This window comes from Paraburkholderia sp. J7 (assembly GCF_905220155.1).
Taxonomy (GTDB): domain Bacteria; phylum Pseudomonadota; class Gammaproteobacteria; order Burkholderiales; family Burkholderiaceae; genus Paraburkholderia.
The window spans coordinates 34,896-56,271 of the sequence record NZ_CAJMYZ010000033.1; the positions used below are offsets into that span (position 1 = coordinate 34,896).

Sequence of the window (21,376 nt, forward strand, 5' to 3'; positions counted from 1 at the left end):
TTGGCTCAAATGCCCGAGCGCATTCCCCGCAAGCAACAGCCTTGCAGTAGAAGCAACACGGTGAATGGCGCGCGGCGAGGCTGGCGAGAGGCGATGGGCATCGGAAGATGCTAGCCGCCGCCGCGCGTGGCTGACGAAAAAAGCTTAGCGGTACTGACCTGCGTACTTCACAACCTTGTCGACATTCTCCTTGGTGATGAAACCCGGACCGGAGCGGATATTCTTCGGCCCGTACGAGGGCTGCAGGCCGTAGGTTTCAAGGCGCTGCTTGAACTTCGGATTCGCTTCGAGAATCTGGCGGATCTTCTGCGGGTCGGTGGTGTGTTCCTTCTTCACGATCGCGAGCACGGCCACAGGGATATAGCCCTGCAGGTACGGCTGCTGGTCGATCGCGAACTGGATGGTGCCCGCGCGGATCGCCTTGGCAATGTCATCCGAGAAGTCGAACGTGCAGAAGTAGATCTTGCCCGCGAGGCCCATCTGGTCGACGGCCTTGAGCGTGGCGGCGGCCGGCACCGGGCCGAGCGTGAGGATCGCGCCCGTGTTCGGATGGTTGCGCAGATACGCGCTCACCTTCGACTGGATTTCGGTCGGGTCCTGGCCGGAGTCGATCGTCGAGGTCTTGTAGTCCACGCCGAGCGCATCGGCAAAACCGCGGCAGCGTTCGAACGACACGGCGTTGGTGGCGAAGTGGTTCACGCACAGGAACGACTTCACGCCCGCGGCCTTGGCTTTTTCGCCGGCGGCTTTCCCCGCCACATATTCAGGCTGGCCCACGTGCATGATTGCGCCGAGTTTCTCGCTCTGTTCCTCAGTGCCCGAGTTGATCGTCACGAGCGGGATCTTCTTTTGCGTGACCTTGCCGATGGCACTCTTGAGCACGTCGTAGTCGGCAATGGTGACGATCACGCCGTCATAGTTGCGCGCGGCGGCCTGTTCGATCAGCCGCGACATGTCGGCGATATCGCCGTTGGGCGGATTGCGGTAGTCGGTTTCGACGTTCCAGTCGTCATCGGCCTGCTTGATGGCGTTCTTGATCGTGTTCCACCACGAGTCGGAATCGGGCGCGTGGCTGATCAGCACGAAATGCGCGTCGGCGGCTTGTGCGGTTTGCGCGCTGAGCACGCTGGCACCGGTCAGTCCCGCTGCCAGCGCGAGCACTGCGGCCAACTTTCGGAGCATGGTCTTGCCCTTGCGTTGAGTCATTGTCTCCACCTTTCTCGGTCTGTCGTTCGTTCTTGGGGTGAGCGTCGCAGCCGCGCTTTTTACCTGCCGCTTGCTACATGGACCGAATGGACCAACTGCCGCGCTCATCGACAAGATTAGGACATCGCCTCGCGACTTGCAACGAAAATTTCATTGCAAATAAAAATGGAAAATCTGTTCCATTCGTGTGACACGCTGCCTATAATCGGCTCCGTCGGCATGCCGTGAAATGCAAGCCGGATAAGGCTTTGCGGCAATGCGGCAATCAGCGAAGGAAAACGATCATGGCGGATGACACAACCGACGCCGTAGCGGGCGTAGACGAATTGATGCAGCGCATCGCGCAGGATTACGAGGCGCTGCCGCGTCAGCTGAAAAGCATCGCGACCTACATCGAACAGCACCGCGCGAGCGTGATGATGGACCGCACGAGTGACATTGCGGCGAGCTGCGGCGTGCATCCCTCGGCGGTGGTGCGCTTTGCGCAGCGCTTCGGTTTCTCGGGCTTCTCCGATCTGCAGGCGGTGTTCCGGCAGGCGTATGCGGGGCAGGGCGCCTCGGCCACGAGCTATCAGCAGCGCATTCGCCAGCTGATCGACGCCAAGGAGGGCGAGACGAGCCCGGACATGGGCGGCGCCGTGGCGCGCGAATTCATCGGTGCATGCCGCAGCGGGCTTGACGAACTCGAAGCGGGCCTCGACGGCGCGCAGTTCGACGAAGCCGTGAAGATGCTCGAGCAGGCCGACAACATCTACGTGATCGGCGTGCGCCGCTCGTTTCCGGTGGCGAGCTACATCGTTTATGCCTTGCAGCACACGCGCAAGCGCGTGCACCTGGTCTCGGGGCTCGGCGGCATGTATCACGAGCAGATCCGCAGCGTGAAGAAAGGCGACGTGGTGATCGCCATCAGCTTCGCGCCTTATGGCAAAGAGACACAGTACTGCCTGCGCGTGGCGCAGCAGCATCACGCCAAAACGCTCGTCATCACCGACAGCCAGCTTTCGCCGCTCGCGCGCCACGCGAACGCGCAACTCTATGTGAAGGAGGGGAGCGCGTTCGCGTTCCGCTCGCTCACCAGCACTTTCTGCCTGTGCCAGGCGCTCTTCATTGCGCTTGCGTACCGGCTCGAACTCAACGTGGAAGAATCAACCGACACCGGAGGATACGATGACTAGTGCAGCAAGCGGAGCCGCGAAAACGCTGGATGTGGCGGTATTCGGCGCGGGGCGCATTGGCCGCATTCATGCGGGCAATCTCGCGCGCCAGCCGGGCGTGCGTCTGAAGTACGTGATCGACGTGAATCGCGAAGCCGCCGCCGCGCTCGCCGCGCAGCACGGCGCACAGGTGGTCGACGTGGACGCCGCATTCGGCGACGCCTCGATCGGCGCCACGGTAATCTGCTCGAGCACCGATACGCACTCCGAACTGATCCTGAAGTCGGCGGCGGCCGGTAAGCATATCTTCTGCGAAAAACCCGTCGATTTGACCATCGAGCGCGCACGCGCTTGCGCAGAAGCGGTTCAGCGTGCGGGCGTCGTGGCCATGATCGGCTTCCAGCGTCGCTACGATCCCACGTTCGCCGCGCTCAAGGCGCGCCTCGACGCAGGCGAGATCGGCACGCCGGAAATGCTGATCGTCACGAGCCGTGATCCGGGCGCGCCGCCCGTGGAATACATCAAGCATTCGGGCGGCATCTTCAAGGACATGCTGATCCACGACTTCGATATCTTCCGCTGGATTCTCGACGACGAAGCGCTGAGCGTGCACGCCACGGGCAGTTGCCTGTCCGATCCGGCGATTGCCGATGCGGGCGACATCGACTCGACGGCGGTGACCATTCGCACGAAGCGCGGGCGCCTTTGCCAGATCAACACGGCGCGGCGCGCGGCTTACGGCTACGACCAGCGCTTCGAGGTGCTCGGCAGCGAGGGCATGCTGCAGGCCGGCAACATGAAGCCGACCGAAGTGGTGGCGTGGTCGAAGACCGCCGTGGCGCAGGACGTGCCCGAAGCCTTCTTCCTCGAACGCTATCGCGCGGCCTACGCGCGCGAAATGGCGCACTTTCACGAAGCGGTGACGCTGGGCACGCCGGTGCGCACCTCGGTAGCCGACGGCCTGAAGGCGCTGGAGCTGGCCGAAGCCGCCTCGCTGTCGTGGCGCGAGGGCCGTGTGGTGACGCTGGGCGACTGAAACCGATCTAACGTGGATCAAGCGAGGAGACGAGGAATGCAGGCAATCGATCGTGCCCAGCCGTTGCGCGTGGGTGTGGCGGGACTGGGGAGGTTGGGGCGGCGGCATGCGCAGAACCTGGCGTATCGCGTGCCGGGCGCGACGCTCGCGGCCGCGTGCAGTCCGCTCGAAGCGGATCTCGCATGGGCGCGCGAGGCGCTGCCCGCCGCGCGGCTGTATGGCGAATATGCAGACCTGCTGGCGGATCAATCGGTCGATGCGGTGTGGCTCGTCACGCCTTCCGCTTTGCACGCGGAGCAAATCGTGCAGGCGCTCGAAGCGGGCAAGCATGTGTTTTGCGAGAAGCCGCTTTCGCTCGATGTGGCTGAATGCGAGCGGGTGGTGAACGTGTCGCGTCGTCATGCCGACCGGCAGGTGACGATCGGCTTCATGCGCCGTTTCGATCCGAGTTATCAGGATGCCTACGCAAAAGTGCAGGCGGGTGCGATCGGCAGGCCGTTTCTCGTACGCTCGCAGACCTGCGATCTCAACGATCCCGAAGGCTTCTTCGTACGCTTCGCGCCGACCTCCGGCGGTATTTTCCTCGATTGCACCGTGCACGATATCGACGTCGCGCGCTGGCTGCTCGGCAAGCCGCGCGCCACGCGTGTCTATGCCGCCGGTGCGATCGCGCTGCACGAGGGCCTGCGCGAAGCGGGCGACGTCGACAACGGCGTGGCGATCTGCGAGTTCGAGGACGGGCGTCTCGCAATGTTCTATGCCTCGCGCACGATGGCGCACGGCAACGACACGTCGAGCGAGGTGATCGGCACGGCGGGGGCGCTTACGATCGGGCGCATCCCGCGCGCGAATCGCGTGGATGTCTACGACGCGACCGGCGTGCGCAGCGTTTGTACGCCCACGTTCTTCGACCGTTTCGAAGAGGCGTTCCTGATCGAAGCGCAGGCGTTCGTCGCGGAAGTCGCGGCGCGCAAGGCGGGGGCAGCGGAGAACGGAAGCCTTGGCGCGACGCTCGAAGACGCGCTGGAGGCCACGCGCATCGGCCAGGCGTTGCGCGAATCGCTGCATACGGGGGCGGCGGTCACGCTGTAAGCCGTGCCGCGATCGGGGGCAAGCGGCGGCTGGCGTGGCTGCGGTAAAATCGACGCTATTGCCAGCACCGTCTCACGCCGCGACGGTGCGCCACCGAAGGATCCAACCCCGATGCAGATTCAGGTTCACAAGGAAGTGGATGCACGCGGGCTGAACTGCCCGCTGCCGATCCTGCGCGCCAAGAAGGCGCTCGCCGACATGGAAAGCGGCCAGATCCTCAAGGTCCTCGCGACCGACCCCGGCTCGCAGCGCGATTTCGCCGCGTTCGCGAAGCAAACCGGCAACGAGATCGTGGAAAGCTCGAAGCAGGAAGACACCTTCGTGTTTCTGATGCGCCGGCGCTAAACACCGAACGCCGAAGCAGATAAAAAAATGGCCCGCATGAGAATGCGGGCCATTTTTCTTCGCGCCGGACGGGACGGGCGCCTAGCCGGGGGCGTCTGTCCGGGGGCGCCTAGCCTTCCAGCACCGGCTTGCGCGTACGCAGATACTCGTCGAAATCGGCGCCGACTTCCGGGTGGCGCAGCGCGAACTCCACCGTCGCCTTCAGATAGCCGAGCTTGCTGCCGCAATCGAAGCGCGTGCCGTGGTACTTGTACGCGAGCACTTGTTCGTCGGCGAGCAACGACTGGATCGCGTCGGTGAGCTGCAGTTCGCCGCCCGCGCCAGGCTTGATCGACTTCAGATGCTCGAAAATGCGCGGCTTGAGCACGTAGCGGCCCACCACGCCGAGGTTCGACGGCGCGACTTCGGGCGCCGGCTTTTCGACGATGCCCGAGAGCTTGACGATCGAGTCTTCCCACTCCTTGCCGTCGACAATGCCGTACGAGCGCGTTTCCGAGGGCGGGATCTCTTCCACGCCGAGCACCGAGCTATGGTAGTGGTCGAACACCTCGACCATCTGCTGCATGACGGGCGGCGTGCCGTAGAGCAAGTCGTCGGCGAGAATCACGGCGAACGGGTTGTCGCCCACGAGCTTTTCCGCGCACAGCACGGCGTGGCCCAAGCCAAGCGCCTCCGGCTGACGCACGTAGAAGCAGTCGACGTTGTTCGGCTTGATGTTGCGCACCAGTTCGAGCAGCTTGGCCTTGCCGCGCGCTTCGAGTTCGGCCTCGATTTCATACGACTTGTCGAAATGGTCCTCGATCGCGCGCTTGCTGCGCCCGGTCACGAAGATCATTTCGGTGATGCCCGCTGCCACGGCTTCTTCGACCGCGTACTGAATGAGCGGCTTGTCGACCACGGGCAGCATTTCCTTCGGGCTGGCTTTCGTGGCCGGAAGGAAGCGCGTGCCTAGGCCCGCTACCGGGAATACCGCTTTTGTCACTTTCAGCATGTCTTTAGTCCCTGTCCTGGTGCTCGTGTGACGCCGCGGGTGCGACGTCACACGGTACAGCCTTTGGCCGGTATGGCGCTCAGGCCGGCAACCGCGTGAGTTGCGCGGTCAGCTTGTCCAGCGTTGCCTGGTATTCTGCCAGTCTTTTCTGCTCCTGCTCAACGACTGCGGGCGGTGCTTTTGCTACAAAACTGTCATTTCCTAGCTTGGCCTTGCACTTCGTCACCTCATTGCCGAGGCGGGTAATTTCCTTCGACAGGCGTTCGCGTTCGGCGGCGACATCGATCTCCACCTTCAGCACGAGCTTGTCCGTTCCTACGATAGCAACTGGCGCGCCTGCCGAGGCGGCGTCGAGCGCGGCTTCGTCGGCGATGATCTGGACCTCCGAAAGCTTTGCCAGCGCCTGCGCATAAGGCGCGAACGTCGCGAGGCGCTCGGCGTTGCCCGTGGCGAGCAGCGGCACCTTGGTGGCGGGCGAGAGGCCCATTTCGCCACGCAGGTTGCGGCATGCGTCGATCACGGCCTTCAGGTCGGCGGCCCACTGCTCAGCGGCTTCGTCGATCTTCTTCGCTTCGGCCACCGGGTAACGCTGCATCATGATCGATGCCTCGCCTTCGGCCGCGCCTTGCGGGTACGCGTCGGTGAGCGGCGCCACCTTCTGCCACAACGCTTCGGTGATGAACGGAATCACCGGATGCGCGAGGCGCAGCACCGTTTCCAGCACGCGCAGCAGCGTGCGGCGCGTGGCGCGCTGCTGCTCGGGCGTACCCGTCTGGATCTGCACCTTCGCCAGTTCCAGATACCAGTCACAGTATTCGTCCCAGACGAACTTGTATATGGCGTTGGCCACGTTGTCGAAGCGATAGTCCGCGAAGCCCTTCGCGACTTCGGCTTCCACGCGCTGCAGGAGCGACACGATCCAGCGGTCGGCCTGCGAGAAGTCCGTGTAGCCGCCCGGGCCGCAATCGCCGGGCTGGCAATCGCCCGGCTTGCTGAAACCGCAGTCGTGGCCTTCGCAGTTCATCAGCACGAAGCGCGTGGCGTTCCAGAGCTTGTTGCAGAAGTTGCGATAGCCCTCGCAGCGCGCGAGGTCGAAGTTCACGTTGCGGCCGAGCGTGGCCATCGAAGCCATCGTGAAGCGCAGCGCGTCGGTGCCGAACGCGGGAATGCCGTCCGGGAACTCCTTGCGCGTCTTCTTCTCGATGGTCGCGGCCTGCTTGGGATTCATGAGGCCGGTCGTGCGCTTGGCCACCAGCGCTTCGAGGTCGATGCCATCGACGATATCGATCGGGTCGAGCGTGTTGCCCTTGCTCTTCGACATCTTCTGGCCTTCGGCGTCGCGCACGAGGCCGTGCACGTACACCGTGTCGAACGGCACCTTGCCGGTGAAGTGCGTGGTCATCATGACCATGCGCGCCACCCAGAAGAAGATGATGTCGAAGCCCGTGACGAGCACGGAAGAGGGCAGGAAAGCCTTCAGTTCCGGCGTATCTGCAGGCCAGCCGAGCGACGAGAACGGCACGAGCGCCGACGAGAACCACGTGTCGAGCACGTCTTCGTCGCGCTTCAGTGCGCCCTTGTAGCCCTTGGCGTCGGCCTGCGCGCGCGCTTCTTCCTCGTTCTTCGCAACGAAGATCTCGCCGTTCTCGCCGTACCATGCCGGGATCTGGTGGCCCCACCAGAGCTGGCGCGAGATGCACCAGTCCTGGATGTTCTCGAGCCACTGGTAATAGGTCGTCGTCCAGTTTTCCGGCACGAACTTGATCTGGCCGCTGCGCACCACGTCGAGCGAGGTTTCGGTGATCGACTTGCCGGGGTTGAAGGTGCCTTCGGGCGCCGGCTTCGTCATCGCCACGAACCACTGGTCCGTGAGCATCGGCTCGATCACCACGCCCGTGCGGTCGCCGCGCGGCACCATGAGCTTGTGCGGCTGGACCGAGTCGAGCAGGCCCAGCGCCTCGAAGTCGGCCACCACCTGCTTGCGCGCCTCGAAGCGGTCGAGGCCGCGGTATTTTTCAGGGGCGTTGTCGTTGATCTTCGCGTCGAGCGTGAGGATCTCGATCATCGGCAGGCCGTGGCGCAGGCCCACCTGGTAGTCGTTGAAGTCGTGCGCGGGCGTGACCTTCACGACGCCCGTGCCGAACTCGCGGTCCACGTATTCGTCGGCGATCACCGGGATTTCGCGGTCGGTGAGCGGCAGCTTGACCATCTTGCCGATCAGGTGCGCATAGCGCTCGTCTTCCGGGTGCACCATCACGGCCGTGTCGCCGAGCATGGTTTCGGGGCGCGTCGTAGCGACGGTCAGCGTGGCCGAGCCGTCCGCGAGCGGGTAGCGCAGGTGCCACAGATTGCCGTTTTCCTCTTCGCTCGCCACTTCGAGGTCCGAGACGGCGGTGAGCAGCACCGGGTCCCAGTTCACGAGGCGCTTGCCGCGGTAGATCAGGCCCTGTTCATAAAGGCGCACGAACACGTCGCGCACGGCGGCCGACATTTTGTCGTCCATCGTGAAGTACTCGCGCGACCAGTCGATCGAGGCGCCCAGACGCCGTACCTGGCCCGTGATGGTCGAGCCCGACTGCTGCTTCCATTCCCATACGCGCTCGACGAACTTTTCGCGGCCGAGATCGTGGCGCGAGATCTTCTGCGCGTCGAGCTGGCGCTCGACCACGATTTGCGTGGCGATGCCCGCGTGGTCCGTGCCCGGCACCCACAGGGTGTTCTCGCCGAGCATGCGGTGGTAGCGCGCGAGGCCGTCCATGATCGTCTGGTTGAACGCGTGCCCCATGTGCAGCGTGCCGGTGACGTTGGGCGGCGGCAACTGGATCGAGAAGTTCTTGTGGCCGGGCTCGAAGGTCGCGGCGGCGTAGCCTCGACGCTCCCATTCGGGGCCCCAAAGGGCCTCGATGGTCTGGGGCTCGAAGCTTTTCGCTAGCGTGCTGTCGCTCATGGGTGGAATCTGCCGAAAAAAGGGATGCGGAAACGTTCGATTATAAGGGGAAGTCCTGTCGGAGCCGACGTGCCAGCCGAGGCCGGGCCAAGCGCGGGCCGAGCGTGGGCCGACGCGCGACGCCCGGGCCACCCAAGCCGCCGCGTGCGCGCGCACTTATAATGGCGGTCTGCCATTCAACGGCGCGCCTTTGCCGCGCGCCACGTCCCTGCGGTGATGTCCCCAGGGGCACGCTCCTTTTCAGCCCATGCCCGAACTGCTCGCGAACCTGAACCCCGAACAACTCGCCGCCGTCACGTTGCCCAACGAACCGGCGCTCATTCTGGCCGGGGCCGGCAGCGGCAAGACGCGCGTGCTGATCACGCGCATTGCGTGGCTGATCCAGCAGGGCATGGCTTCGCCGTCCACCATTCTGGCCGTGACCTTCACGAACAAGGCCGCGCGCGAAATGATGAGCCGCCTTCAGGCGATGATGCCCATCGACACGCGCGGCATGTGGATCGGCACGTTCCACGGCCTGTGCAACCGCATGCTGCGCGCGCATTTCCGCGACGCCGGCCTGCCGCAGACCTTCCAGATTCTCGACACCGCCGACCAGCTCTCGGCCATTAAGCGTTTGATGAAGGGCCTGAACGTCGACGACGAGAAGTACCCGCCCAAGAACCTGCAGTACTTCATCAACAACGCGAAGGAGCAGGGCCTGCGTCCGAAGGACGTGGACGTGAGCGACGACTTCAACCGCAAGTTCGTCGAACTCTACGAAGCCTACGACCAGCAATGCCAGCGCGAAGGCGTGGTCGACTTCGCCGAGCTGCTGTTGCGCTGCTACGAGCTGCTCGCGTACAACCCGCCGCTGCGTGCGCACTATCAGGGGCGTTTTCGCGACATTCTGGTGGACGAGTTCCAGGACACCAACAAGCTCCAGTACGCGTGGCTCAAGCTGCTCGCGGGGCCGGGCAACGCGATCTTCGCGGTGGGCGACGACGACCAGTCGATCTACGCGTTCCGTGGCGCGAACGTCGGCAACATGCGCGACTTCGAGAACGAGTTCCGCGTGAAGCACATGATCAAGCTGGAGCAGAACTACCGTTCGCACGGCCATATTCTCGATGCGGCCAACTACCTGATCGCGCATAACTCGCGGCGTCTGGGCAAGAACCTGCGCACCGATGCGGGCCACGGCGAGCCGGTGCGCGTGTACGAGGCGGCGACCGACTCGCAGGAAGCGGGCTGGATCGTCGAGGAGATTCGCGCGCTCATCAACCAGGGGCTCGCGCGCCACGAGATCGCCATTCTTTACCGCAGCAACGCGCAGTCGCGCACGATTGAGCACACGCTCGTGAACGCGGGCGTGCCGTACAAGGTGTACGGCGGGCTGCGCTTCTTCGAGCGTCAGGAAGTCAAGCATGCGCTCGCGTATCTGCGCCTGATCGACAATCCGAACGACGACACGGCGTTCGCGCGTGTCGTGAACTTCCCCACGCGCGGCATTGGCGCGCGCTCGATCGAGCAATTGGCGGATGCCGCGCGCCTCTACAACTGCTCGATGGCCGCGGCGATTCCCTACGTCACGGGCAAGGCGGGCACGAGCCTCAGTTCGTTCGCCAATCTGGTCGCGAAGATGCGCGCCGAGACGGCGCAGATGAGCCTGCCGGAAACCGTCGAATACACGGTGCGCATGAGCGGCCTCGCCGAGTTCTACCAGACCGAGCGCGAAGGGCAGGATCGGCTCGAGAACTTGCAGGAACTCGTGACCGCGGCCACGGCGTTCGTGAGCGAAGCGGGCTATGGCCTCGACACGCCCGCGCGCTCGATTCCGCTGCGTCCGGGTGCGAGCGCGGTGCCCGAGCTCGTCTCGCAGGACGGCGAAATCGAAGTGCTCGACGCGCCCACGATCACCGACCCCGCGCAGAACCCCGACGTCATGACGCCGCTCGCGGGCTTTCTCTCGCACGCCTCGCTCGAAGCCGGCGACAACCAGGCGCAGGCGGGCCAGGACGCCGTGCAGCTGATGACGGTGCACGCCGCGAAGGGCCTCGAATTCACGGCGGTCTTCATCACCGGTCTCGAAGAGGGCCTGTTCCCGCACGAAAACAGCGCGATGGAAGCCGACGGCCTCGAAGAAGAGCGCCGCCTGATGTACGTGGCGATCACGCGCGCGAAGGAGCGGCTCTATATCTCGTTCGCGCAGAGCCGCTTGCTGCACGGCCAGACGCGCTACAACGTGCGCTCGCGCTTTTTCGACGAGCTGCCGCAGGAGTCGCTGAAGTGGCTCACGCCCAAGGTCGAAGCGGGCGCGCGCTGGGGCGGACGCTCCGACAACGCAGGCTGGGGCCGCGACTGGTTCTCGAAGCCGGGCGGTGGTGGCAATGGTGAGAGCGGCGGTGGCCGTCGCGAGCGCGACGCCTATATCGCGGACAAGAGCCCGGCGCCCGCGTTCGCCAACGAGCAGCGCGCAGCCGAAACGGGCTTCCGTGTGGGGCAGGGTGTGTTCCACACGAAGTTCGGCGAAGGCACGATTACGGCGCTCGAAGGCAGCGGCACCGACGCCAAGGCTCAGGTGCGCTTCAAGCGCCACGGCGAGAAGTGGCTCGCGCTGGCGGTGGCCAAGCTGCAGCCGGTGGAGTGAGCGCGCGAGCCTTTGACGAACCAGACGGACACCATTCAACAATGAACTCTTCGACCCAGGCGCGCGGCACGGCCGCCCGTCCGCTCGGCGTGCTCGCCGCGCTGCCCCAGGAACTCGGCGATCTGATCGCGGCGATGCAGGCTGAATCGGGGGTCGTCACGCGCACGTTTGGCCGGCGTGACTATCACCTCGGCACGGTGCATGGCGCGCCTTGCGTGGTGACGCTCGCGCGTGTCGGCAAGGTTGCGGCGGCGGCCACGGCGAGCGCGTTGATCCATGCATTCGATGTGGAAGCGATCGTTTTTACGGGCGTGGCGGGCGGCGTGGGCGAGAGCGTGCATGTCGGCGACGTGGTCGTGGGCGACACGCTGCTCCAGCATGACATGAACGCCGAGCCGCTCTTTCCGCGCCACGAGATTCCGCTGCTCGCGCGTTCGCGCTTCGACGCCGACCGCGCGCTCGCCGACGCGCTTGCCGCTGCCTGCGAGCGCTTCATCGCGGAGGAAGGCGCGTCGCTCGCCGCGCATTTCGGCGCAGCGTTGCCGCGTCTTGCGAGCGTGGCGCCGCAGGTGCACCGCGGGCTCGTGATCAGCGGCGATCAGTTCGTGGCGAGCGCGGCCGCCGTGGGCGCGCTGCGCGCGCAGTTGCCCGATGCGCTCGCCGTCGAGATGGAAGGCGCGGCGATCGCTCAGGTCTGTCACGAGTACGACGTGCCCTGCGCGGTCGTGCGCACGATCTCCGATACCGCCGACGAACATGCGAGCACCTCGTTCTCGAGCTTCCTCACCGATATCGCGGGCACGTATTCGACCGGCATCCTCAAGCGCTTTCTCGCCGGGTACCGCCCGCGCGCGCGTTAAGCGATCAACCGTTGTTGCCCGCGCCGACCGCCTCGCGAATCGACTGCAGCGCGGAGGCGTCCTCGATGGTCGGCAGCTCGCCCGGATCGCGGCCTTCGGCGAGGGCCGCAATCGCGCGGCGCAGCAGCTTGCCGGAGCGGGTTTTCGGCAGCATCGGCACGAAGTGCACGCGTGCGGGGCGGCCGATCGCGCCGAGCTGGCGGTCCACCGTCACGGCTAGCGCGTGCGCGAGCTTTTGCGCATCGGCGGGATGGGCGGCCGCGTTCGCGTCGCGCAGCACGACGAACGCCAGCGCGGCCTGACCCTTTACCGCATCGTTCACACCCACCACGGCCACTTCCGCGACCGCCGCGTGCGACGAGATCGCCTCTTCGATCTCGCGCGTGCCGAGACGATGGCCCGCCACGTTGATCACGTCGTCGGTGCGGCCGAGGATCGTCACGTAGCCGTCGCTATCCTGCACACCCCAGTCGAAGGTCGAATACACCTGCTGGCCGGGCACGCTTTCCCAGTACGTCTTCACGAAGCGCGCGTCGCCGCCCCACACGGTTTGCATGCAGCCGGGCGGCAGCGGGTAGCCGAGCGTGATCACGCCTTTCTCGCCTTGCGCGCAGGGCTCGCCCGTGTGCTCGTTGCGCAGCACGAGGTCGTAGCCGTAGCAGGGCACGCCCGGCGAGCCGAGCTTTTGCGGCATGGGGTCGACGCCGCGCTGGATCGCGAGCATCGGCCAGCCGGTTTCCGTTTGCCAGTAGTTGTCGACGACGGGCTTGCCAAGCGCGTCCGAGATCCATTGCGCCGTAGGCTCGTCGAGCGGTTCGCCCGCGAGAAAGAGCGTGCGCAGGCTCGAAAGATCGGCGCAGTGCAGGAGCGCCGGGTCCTGCTTCTTGAGTACGCGAATGGCCGTGGGGGCGGTGAACATCAGGTTGATGCGGTGCTGCTCGACGAGCCGCCACCAGATGCCGCCGTCGGGGCGGATCGGCGTGCCTTCGTACATCACCGTGGTCATGCCCGCGAGCAGCGGCGCATAGATGATGTAGCTATGACCCACCACCCAGCCGATATCCGACGCCGTGAACATCGTGTCGCCCGCGCGCCCCTCGAAGATGTATTCCATCGAAGCGGCGAGCGCCACGGCGTAGCCGCCCACGTCGCGCTGCACGCCCTTGGGTTTGCCCGTCGTGCCCGAGGTGTAGAGGATATAAGAAGGCTCGTTCGATTCGAGCCATTCGCACGGAATCTGCACGTCGTAGTGCTGTTCGCGCAGCGGCTCGTAATCGACGAGATACGGCGCGTTCAGCCGCTCGGGCGCGAGCTGGCGATCGATCAGCAGCACCTTGGGCGGCGCGAATTCGGCGCGCGCCATCGCTTCGTCCACTAGCGGCGTGTAGTCGATCACCTTGCCGCCGCGCGCGCCGGCGTCGGCGGCGACGAGCAGCACAGGCTTCGCATCGTCGATGCGCGCAGCAAGGCTCGGCGCGGCGAACCCGCCGAACACCACCGAGTGGATCGCGCCGAGGCGCGCGCAGGCGAGCACGGCGAACACGGCCTCGGGAATCATCGGCAGATAGATCAGCACGCGCTCGCCGCGCGCCACGCCGAGCGAGCGCATCACAGCGGCCATGCGGTTCACTTCGGCGTGCAGGTCGGCATAGGTGTAGCGGCGCTCGATGCCGGTTTCCGTCGAGACGTAGACGAGCGCGTTCTGCTGCGCGCGCGACGAGAGATGGCGGTCCACGGCGTTGAAGCACAGGTTCGTGCGGCCGCCGCAGAACCAGCGCGCGAACGGCGGGTTCGAGCGGTCGAGCACCTGGTCGAAGGGCGTCTCCCAATGGATACGCGCGGCTTCGCGGCGCCAGAAGTCGTCGGGGTTCGCGATCGACTCGCGGTGAAAATCGCGGTAACGCATGACTGCCTTCCTCCCGTGCTGATGGTGCAGGCGACCGGTGCGGGGACCCGGCCCAGTGGTCCGGCGCAGTGGTCCGGCGCAGTGGTCCGGATCTGGCGCAGTTTTTCAGGATAGTGCAGTGCAATGCGTGCGGGCAACGCGGGTTCTCCCGCGTGTTCTGCCGCAGATTTTCAATGACGGCTGTACGCGGCTTTCAGCCGCGCAGGTCAGGATGCGCGAGACGCGGCAGTGGGGCGGCGCGCCAGCGGTGCAGCCAGCCGCGCGCGGCTTCGACCGTGGCATCGAGTTGCGCGCGCACCAGGCTCGACAAGCTCGCGCCGTAACAGTCGCTGGCCTGCGGCTGCACGCCGATCAGCACGAACTCGCGCGGCGAGCGGCCGCTCAACTGCGCGCAGGCGAGCGCATCGGCGAAACCCATGCCTGGGCGGCTCGGACGGCACATGTAGAGACGTTCAGCCGCCGCGTCGCCGGTGAGCACGCGAAGCGCGCCCGGCGCGAGCCCGAAATCGATTGCCGTGAGCACGATCAAGCGCTGGGTGGATTCGACGACAGGCAAGAGCGCACGGCCGCGCGTGCCGCCTTCCACGAGTTCGACCTGGGCGGGGCATTGCCAATGCGTCTTCAACCGCTCTAGCGCCAGAACGCCCACGCCAGCATCGCCCCATTGAACGTTGCCGAGGCCGAGCACGACCACGCGCTGCGGCGCGAGGGCCCGGCGGTTCGCGAGCCCGGCCAGCGCACGGTGCGCGAAGGCGCGCACGGCGCCGGGCTCGCGCGTTGCCTGCGGGATGTTGCCGATTTCGGGGGGGCGATGTAGGCGAGGGATCACGTTGAGGGCGGGTAAGGAGCGTTTGCGAATAGGAATAATCCGAGTAATTCGGGAAATCTCTGTTGATGCGTATCAATCGAGATAGGTTTTATCGTGATAAGGACAATGTTTTGCAATACTCATCGATTGGCCGTCAGAACAACGTGCGGCAGCCGCTAACACTCCGTCTGCGCGCAGCAACAAAAAAGGGGAACGCCAAACTGGCGTTCCCCTTTTGCGTGCGCTTTTGCGTCGTCCGGCTGGCGGCGCGTGCGCGGCCAGCGGTCTCCGTTACCGTGCGATCACGTCCCCGGCTTCACCACCACCGTGCAGGTCGTGCCGGCCGCGAGCACCATGTCGTCCGGCACCTTGTCGATATGAATGCGTACCGGCACGCGCTGCGCGAGCCTCACCCAGTTGAACGTGGGGTTTACGTCGGCGAGCAGTTCGCGGCTTTGCGGATTGTCGCGGTCGTAGATGCCGCGCGAGATGCTTTCCACGTGACCTTCGAGCGTGCCGCCGCTCATCAGCTTGATATCGGCCTTGTTGCCGACCTTCACGTGCGGCAGCTTGGTTTCTTCGAAGTAGCCGTAGACCCAGAACGAATGGCTGTCCACCACGGCGAGCTTGGCCTGGCCCGAGATCGCGTAGTCGCCCTGGAATACCTGCAGGTTCGTGATGTAGCCGTCCACCGGCGAGACCACACGCGTGCGTTCGAGGTTCAGCTTGGCGGCGTCGAGCGCGGCGATGGCCTGCTGATATTGCGCCTGTGCCGAGTTTGCCGTGTGCGAAGCGTTCTCGCGGTTCTCCGCCGAGACCACTTCGCTGTCCATATCGGCGCGGCGGCGCGCGTCGTCCTGGCGCATGGTCAGCTCGGCCTTGCGCGCGGCCACGGCGGCTTCGGCCTGCTCGACGGCGATCTGATAGTGCGACGGGTCGATCTGCATGAGCAGGTCGCCCTTGTGCACGAACTGGTTGTCCTTCACGGGCAGCTCGACCACGGCGCCCGAGACGTCGGGGGCGATGTTCACCACTTCGGCGCGCACGCGGCCGTCGCGGGTCCACGGCTCGTCCATGTAGTGAACCCACAGGACGCGCCCGACCAGAATGGCGACGACGAAGATGATGGCCGTCGCGATAAAGCCAATGAGGTTGCGGATTGTCATGATTCGGTTGATTCGTTCAGCGATGCGTTGAGCGGCGCATTTAGTGATAAACCGCGAGGCCGAGCACGCAGCACACGACCACGAGCAGGCTCACGCGAAAGAGGGACGGGTGCCACACGACCCGATACAGGCCGGTTCTGGCCAGCACGGAATCGAGCACCCAGGTGATCGCCGCGCCCAGAATGAAGAGCAGCACGATCGCCGGGATATAGGCGTCGAGAAACGCGACGTCACGAGGCATGATTGGCTCCCCGATTGTCTTCATGAGGTTGACGGGCACTCGCGCCCTCGCTGCCCGCATAGGCCGCGAGCGGCGATTGCGGGTCGATGAGCGCGGTGCGGATGAAATGCAGATGGCTCTGGATGCGCTGCAGCTGGTGGCGCTCTTCGCGAGGCGGCGTGTCGCCACGCTCGGGCGCGCTCGCTGCGTTGGGCTTCCACATGCCTTGCAGCACGCTCTGACTTGCGTCGATGGCGTGGACGGTTGCCGCGAGCGCGGCGCGGTAACGTGCCTCGCTTGGGCGCTCGAAGAGCGCGCCCACGGCCTTGAGCGTCGCGTCGATCGCCACGCGCCATGCCGTTCCCCGTGCGTACTGCGGATGCGCGGGCAGCGTGGCCAGTTCGTTGCGCAGATCGAGCGCGGCGTTGCCCACTTCGAGCGTCGAGAAGAGCCAGCGCAGCGTGTCGCGGCGTTGAGCGTCGTCGTTGCCGGCAATCGCCGAGAGCTGGAACATCAGGTCGCGCGCGCCGCTCTCGAAGCGGTTGCGCAGTCCCTTCAGGCGCGCGCGACAGGCCTGCACGGCGCCGCCGCGCAGGTCGGCGAGCAGTCGCCGACGCAGCCACGGCGTGGAAGGCGGCAGCAGCACGGCGAACGCGAGCGCCGAGACCGCCATCGACGCGATCAGCGCGAGCGCATCGTTCATATAGCTGCTCGGGTTGTACTGCACGACGTTGTCCGGGCCCGCGAGAAAGCACAGGAAGATGCAGTAGCCCACGCCGTAGCCCGCGTACTTCGGGCGCGTCGTGAGGAACACGCCGAGCGCGAGCGCGGGCGTGAGCGCGACGCACAGCATGGCGAAGCCGTCGATATGCGGAAACACGCCGAACGTGAGAACCATGCCGACGAGCGACGCGAGCACGGTGCCGAGCGCCATCTGCGTCGCCATGCGCGAGGGCTGCGGTGCCGCCGAGGCAAGCGCGCAGGTCGCGGCGGCATTGAGCACGAGGGTCGAGCCGCTCGGCCATGCGGTGGCGATCCAGAACGCGCCGAGCAGCGTCATCACGATCGCGGCGCGCACGCCCGACACGCCTGCTGCGATCAGGTTCGTCTTCGGCACGTAGCGCGCAATCCATTTTTCGCGCGAGTGCGTGTCGACGGCAAGCGAGGCGTAGGTGGCCGTGTACTCGGTCATTTCGTGCACGAAGCGGTAGAACAGCTCCGTCGCGGTGTCGAAGTCGAGCAGGCGAGCATTGCCTTGCGCTTCGAGTTCGGCGCGCGTCGCGCGCACGCGCTTCGGCAGCGCCGAGCGGTAGTCTTCGAGTTGCTTCGAGACGTGCGTTGCATCCGCGGCTGTGAGCACCGGCTCGCCCGCTTTCGCGAACAGCGGCGCGATCTCGCGGAAGTACGGTTCGAGCGCATCGACGGTGACCACGGAGCCGTCCGCGCGCAGACGGTTCATCAACTGATGCAGCGCGTGAAAGCGCGTGGAGGCCGTCATGAACTCGGTGTTCAGACGCGCGAGGCGCCCCGAGCGCATGCGCGCGTCGGGCGACTCGAACACGGCCATGCTGCGGTTCGCTTCGAGGCCCACGACGTCGGCGACGAAGCGCGCATTGCTCGCTTCGATGTGCGAACGATCGATACGACCGGCGAGCGCTGCGGACACGTAATCGACGAACGACGAGAAACGGCGCCGCACGTTCGAGCGCAGCAGCTCGCCCGTAAACTGCGGAAACACCACGGCGCTGACGAAGCCCGAACAGAGAATGCCGATCGAGATCTCGCCCACGCGCGTCATGGCCGACATGAACGCGCCGTCGGGATGCTGCGAGGCCGGAATGCCGATGAGCGCCGCCGTATAGCCCGCGAGCACGAAGCCGTACGAGCGGAAGTTGCGGTTGCGCGCCGCGCCCGCGGTGCACAGCCCGACCCACAGCGCCGTCGAGACGATGAAGAGTTCCGGCTGTTGCGCGAAGAGGCCGATCAGCGCGAGCATCACGACGAGGCCCACGAGCGTGCCGCACAGCCGGTAGAAGCTCTTTGCGAACACCGGGCCGCTTTGCGGCTGCATCACGATGAACACGGTCGTCATGGCCGTGCGCGGCTGCGGCAGGTCGAGCTTCATGGCGATGCCGAGCGCGAGCAGGGCGGCGGCGATCGCCTTGAAGAGATAGATCCAGACGAGGCCGTCGGTGCGCGCCCAGTCGGCGAGCGCGGCGTAGAGGCTTTGGCCGCCCGGCTGCGAAGGTGAGGAGGTGGACGCCTGCATCTTCGGCTGCCTTAGTGCGGCGCGCCCGATGCGCTGGCATCGGCGGCGTCGGGACCGGACGAGGCATGCGAGCCGTGCGGCGCGAGCAGCGCCGCGGGCATCAGCGGCACGTCGCGTGTCTTCTTGCCATGCGCGGGCAGTTGCTCGGCGTCGGTCGGGCCTTTCGCTGCGGCATCGCTCGAGGCGTCGATCATGCCGCCGCCCAGCGCCGCGACGAGCGTGGCGTGTGCGGCGAGGCGCTCGGCCTGGATGTGCGCCACGCCTTCCTGCGCGCGCAGCAGCTGGGTTTGCGCAATCAGCACGTTCACATAGTCGGTCAGGCCACGGCGGAAGCCTTCCTGCGCGAGATCGTAGTTGCGCTGCGCGGCTGAGACCGAGCGGTGCGCATCGTCTTCCTGGGTCGCGAGCGAGCGCATGCGCACGACCTGATCGGCGATTTCCTTGAGCGCGGTGACGATCGTCTGGTTGTACTGATCGACGGCGATGTCGTACGCGGCGGACTGCGCGCCGAGCTGCGCGCGCAGGCGTCCGCCGTCGAAGATCGGCAGCGAGAACGCGGGGCCGGCCGCGTAACTGCCGCTCATCGACTTGAGGAACTGGAACAGCGGGCCGGCCGCCGCGTAGCCGCCCATCGAAACGAGCAGGTTCACGTTCGGATAGAAGTCGGCCTTCGCGACGTCGATGCCGCGCGCTTGCGCGGCGACGAGCCAGCGCGCCGCGACCACGTCGGGGCGATAGCCGATCAACTGCGCGGGCAGCGCCGAAGGCAGGCCCGCGGGTGCGGCGAGCGAGAGCGCGGGACGCTCAATCAATTCGCCGGCGCCCGGGCCCTTGCCCGCGAGCGCCGCGAGCTGGTTCTTGCCGAGCGCGATGGATTCTTCGAGCGCGTCGATCTGGCGCTCGTACTCGGGCAGCGGCGTTTGCGCCTGGCTCACTTCGAGCTGGGTGCCGATGCCGCCCGCGAGACGCTTTTGCGCGAGCGCGAGAATACGCTGCTGCTGGCCGAGCGTTTGCTTCGCAATGTCGAGCAGCGCGTAGTTCATCGACATCTCGATGTAGGTGCGCGTGACATTGACTTCGAGTTCGAGCTGCGCCGCGCGCGCGTCCGCAGCCGTGGCGTGCGCCACGTCGAGCGCGCGCTCGGCGTTGTTCTTGTCCTGGCCCCAGAGGTCGAGGTGATACGAGAGGCCGAGCGTGGCCGTGTTGTTCCACGTGTTCGAGCCCGCGAGCGACCCCGGTCCGTAGTAGATGTTGTCGGACCATTGCTGGCGCTGGATGGACATGCTGCCGTTGATTTGCGGCAGGAGCCCGGCCTGGGCCACGCCCACCATCGAGCGGGCTTCGCGCACGCGCGCCTGGGCGGCGGCAAGCGAGGGGTTGCCGGCCACGGAGGCCTCGATCCAGGCGTTCAGTTGAGGGTCGTTGTAGCCGCGCCACCAGTCGCTGGCGGGCCAGCTCGCTTCGGTGTTGGCCGCGCGGATCGCCGATCCGGCGTCGAGTTGCGCGGCTTCGGCCTGCTTCGCTTGCGGTGCGATGCCCCCGGTACTGGCGCAGCCCGCGATTATCAACGAGAACGTAAGAACCGTGAGTGCGGCTAGTCCTTTCGGTACCGGAGACTGCACGATTTACTCCTTATCTTGACTATGAATCACTGTGCGTCATTATATTTTTTGCGCGATTGGTGAATAACCGGTAAGGATGCAAGGCATTTTTACGAAACATGAGACAATCGATCTTACGAAATATGAAACAATTCGTGAGTCAGATAGAGGATTGGTATGGATACGCTTCAAAACATGCGTGTATTCGTCCGGGTGGTGGAGGCGGGCAGCTTCACGGGCGCGGCGCAATACCTGAACACGACCACGGCTTACGCCTCGCGCGCGGTGTCCGATCTGGAGGCGCATCTGCGCACGCGCCTCTTGAACCGCACGACGCGCCGCATCGCGCTCACCGAGGCGGGCGAGCGCTACCTGCAGCGCTGCGAGCAGATCCTCGCCTACGTCGATCAGGCGGAAGCGGAAGCCGGCGACGCGCATGCGCGCCCCTCGGGCAAGCTCAAGGTCCATGCCATGACGAGCTTCGGCCAGCACTATGTGGTGCCGGCGGTGGGGCAGTATCAGCAGCGCTATCCTGACGTGCACGTGGAACTGACGCTCGCGCAGCGCATGCCGGATCTGCTCGACGAGGGGTATGACGTGGCCCTCGTGGTCGCAACCGATCTGCCGGATTCGGGTTTCGTGTCGCAGCGGCTCGCGAGCGCGTTCAGCATCGCGGTGGCTTCACCTGCGTATCTGGAGAAGCGCGGCGTGCCGCAAAAGCCCGCCGATCTCGCGCAGCACACCTGCCTGCAGATGGTGACGCCCGTGTTCCCGACCGCCCAGTGGCATTTCACGGGCCCCGAAGGCGAGGCCACGGTCGATCTCGGCGCGGCGACTTTCCAGGTGAACGTGGCGGAGGCGATGGCGGTGGCCGTGCGCGAGGGCATGGGCGTGGGCCTGCTGCCGATCTATTCGGCGATCAGCGGTCTGCGCAGCGGCGAGCTGCAGTGGATCCTGCCGGAGTACAAGTCGCAGGAGATGAACGTCTTTGCGGTGTACCCGTCGCGCCAGTATCTCGACGCGAAGATCCGCACATGGGTCGAACTGCTGCGCGAGAGCATGCCGTCGACGCTCGCACGCGATCAGAACGAATTGCGCCAGTTCGCACGCACCTGAGGCGGCTGCGCCTGCGCTTGATCAAGAGGC

Annotated in this window: 16 protein-coding genes; 7 read left to right on the forward strand and 9 right to left on the reverse strand. The window is 65.7% G+C overall.

The features are described from left to right. Nucleotides 1-144 precede the first annotated feature (144 nt). Complete coding sequence (locus U5A58_RS36215) at nt 145-1,206, reverse strand: sugar ABC transporter substrate-binding protein (RefSeq protein ID WP_321909138.1); 1,062 nt, start codon at nt 1,204-1,206, stop codon at nt 145-147. A 284-nt stretch (nt 1,207-1,490) separates the two neighbouring features. Between U5A58_RS36215 and U5A58_RS36220 the strand changes: the two genes are divergently transcribed. The 4 genes from U5A58_RS36220 to U5A58_RS36235 all read left to right on the forward strand — a co-directional run bounded on the left by U5A58_RS36220 (nt 1,491) and on the right by U5A58_RS36235 (nt 4,833). Beyond that, complete coding sequence (locus U5A58_RS36220; RefSeq protein ID WP_158757465.1) at nt 1,491-2,381, forward strand: MurR/RpiR family transcriptional regulator; 891 nt, start codon at nt 1,491-1,493, stop codon at nt 2,379-2,381. Then, nucleotides 2,374-3,396 carry an inositol 2-dehydrogenase gene (gene iolG, locus U5A58_RS36225; RefSeq protein WP_321964965.1) on the forward strand — a complete coding sequence of 341 codons (1,023 nt, stop codon included), beginning with the start codon at nt 2,374-2,376 and terminating at the stop codon, nt 3,394-3,396. Before U5A58_RS36220 ends, iolG begins: the two co-directional genes overlap by 8 nt. A gap of 36 nt (nt 3,397-3,432) precedes the next feature. Beyond that, nucleotides 3,433-4,488, forward strand: coding sequence for a Gfo/Idh/MocA family oxidoreductase (locus U5A58_RS36230; RefSeq protein WP_321946894.1), 1,056 nt, complete (start codon nt 3,433-3,435; stop codon nt 4,486-4,488). Nucleotides 4,489-4,605: 117 nt separating this feature from the next. After that, on the forward strand, nt 4,606-4,833 hold the full coding sequence (locus tag U5A58_RS36235) for a sulfurtransferase TusA family protein (protein ID WP_321934999.1): 228 nt from the start codon (nt 4,606-4,608) through the stop codon (nt 4,831-4,833). A gap of 109 nt (nt 4,834-4,942) precedes the next feature. Here U5A58_RS36235 and galU read toward each other — a convergent pair whose 3' ends face one another. Continuing rightward, complete coding sequence (galU, locus tag U5A58_RS36240; RefSeq protein WP_028208043.1) at nt 4,943-5,824, reverse strand: UTP--glucose-1-phosphate uridylyltransferase GalU; 882 nt, start codon at nt 5,822-5,824, stop codon at nt 4,943-4,945. 79 nt (nt 5,825-5,903) lie between these two features. Further along, nucleotides 5,904-8,771 (reverse strand): valine--tRNA ligase, encoded by a 2,868-nt coding sequence (locus U5A58_RS36245; protein WP_321964966.1) that lies wholly within the window; start codon nt 8,769-8,771, stop codon nt 5,904-5,906. A gap of 247 nt (nt 8,772-9,018) precedes the next feature. Here U5A58_RS36245 and U5A58_RS36250 point away from each other — a divergent pair, with 247 nt between their 5' ends. Both U5A58_RS36250 and U5A58_RS36255 read left to right on the forward strand, forming a co-directional pair. Then, entirely contained in the window at nt 9,019-11,400 is a 2,382-nt protein-coding gene (locus U5A58_RS36250; protein WP_321964967.1) for a UvrD-helicase domain-containing protein, read from the forward strand. A gap of 41 nt (nt 11,401-11,441) precedes the next feature. Then, nucleotides 11,442-12,260, forward strand: a complete 819-nt coding sequence (locus U5A58_RS36255; RefSeq protein ID WP_321964968.1) for a 5'-methylthioadenosine/adenosylhomocysteine nucleosidase — start codon at nt 11,442-11,444, stop codon at nt 12,258-12,260. A 4-nt stretch (nt 12,261-12,264) separates the two neighbouring features. On the opposite strand, the gene U5A58_RS36260 is transcribed toward U5A58_RS36255, so the two are convergent. From U5A58_RS36260 to U5A58_RS36285, 6 genes are all read right to left on the reverse strand, one after another. Further along, on the reverse strand, nt 12,265-14,166 hold the full coding sequence (locus U5A58_RS36260; protein WP_321964969.1) for a propionate--CoA ligase: 1,902 nt from the start codon (nt 14,164-14,166) through the stop codon (nt 12,265-12,267). Between the two features lie 193 nt (nt 14,167-14,359). Continuing rightward, the gene (locus U5A58_RS36265) at nt 14,360-14,995 is read right to left on the reverse strand and encodes a hydrogenase maturation protease (protein ID WP_321964970.1); all 636 of its coding nucleotides are present in this window, start codon (nt 14,993-14,995) and stop codon (nt 14,360-14,362) included. 281 nt (nt 14,996-15,276) lie between these two features. Next, nucleotides 15,277-16,140, reverse strand: a complete 864-nt coding sequence (locus U5A58_RS36270; RefSeq protein WP_028208048.1) for an HlyD family secretion protein — start codon at nt 16,138-16,140, stop codon at nt 15,277-15,279. 40 nt (nt 16,141-16,180) lie between these two features. Further along, the gene (locus tag U5A58_RS36275) at nt 16,181-16,384 is read right to left on the reverse strand and encodes a DUF1656 domain-containing protein (protein WP_199272088.1); all 204 of its coding nucleotides are present in this window, start codon (nt 16,382-16,384) and stop codon (nt 16,181-16,183) included. Then, nucleotides 16,371-18,629 carry an FUSC family protein gene (locus tag U5A58_RS36280; RefSeq protein WP_321964971.1) on the reverse strand — a complete coding sequence of 753 codons (2,259 nt, stop codon included), beginning with the start codon at nt 18,627-18,629 and terminating at the stop codon, nt 16,371-16,373. Before U5A58_RS36280 ends, U5A58_RS36275 begins: the two co-directional genes overlap by 14 nt. Nucleotides 18,630-18,640: 11 nt before the next feature. Beyond that, nucleotides 18,641-20,251 (reverse strand): efflux transporter outer membrane subunit, encoded by a 1,611-nt coding sequence (locus tag U5A58_RS36285; RefSeq protein ID WP_321964972.1) that lies wholly within the window; start codon nt 20,249-20,251, stop codon nt 18,641-18,643. A 156-nt stretch (nt 20,252-20,407) separates the two neighbouring features. On the opposite strand from U5A58_RS36285, the gene U5A58_RS36290 reads away from it, so the two are divergent. Continuing rightward, on the forward strand, nt 20,408-21,346 hold the full coding sequence (locus tag U5A58_RS36290) for a LysR family transcriptional regulator (protein ID WP_321909118.1): 939 nt from the start codon (nt 20,408-20,410) through the stop codon (nt 21,344-21,346). Nucleotides 21,347-21,376 lie beyond the last annotated feature (30 nt).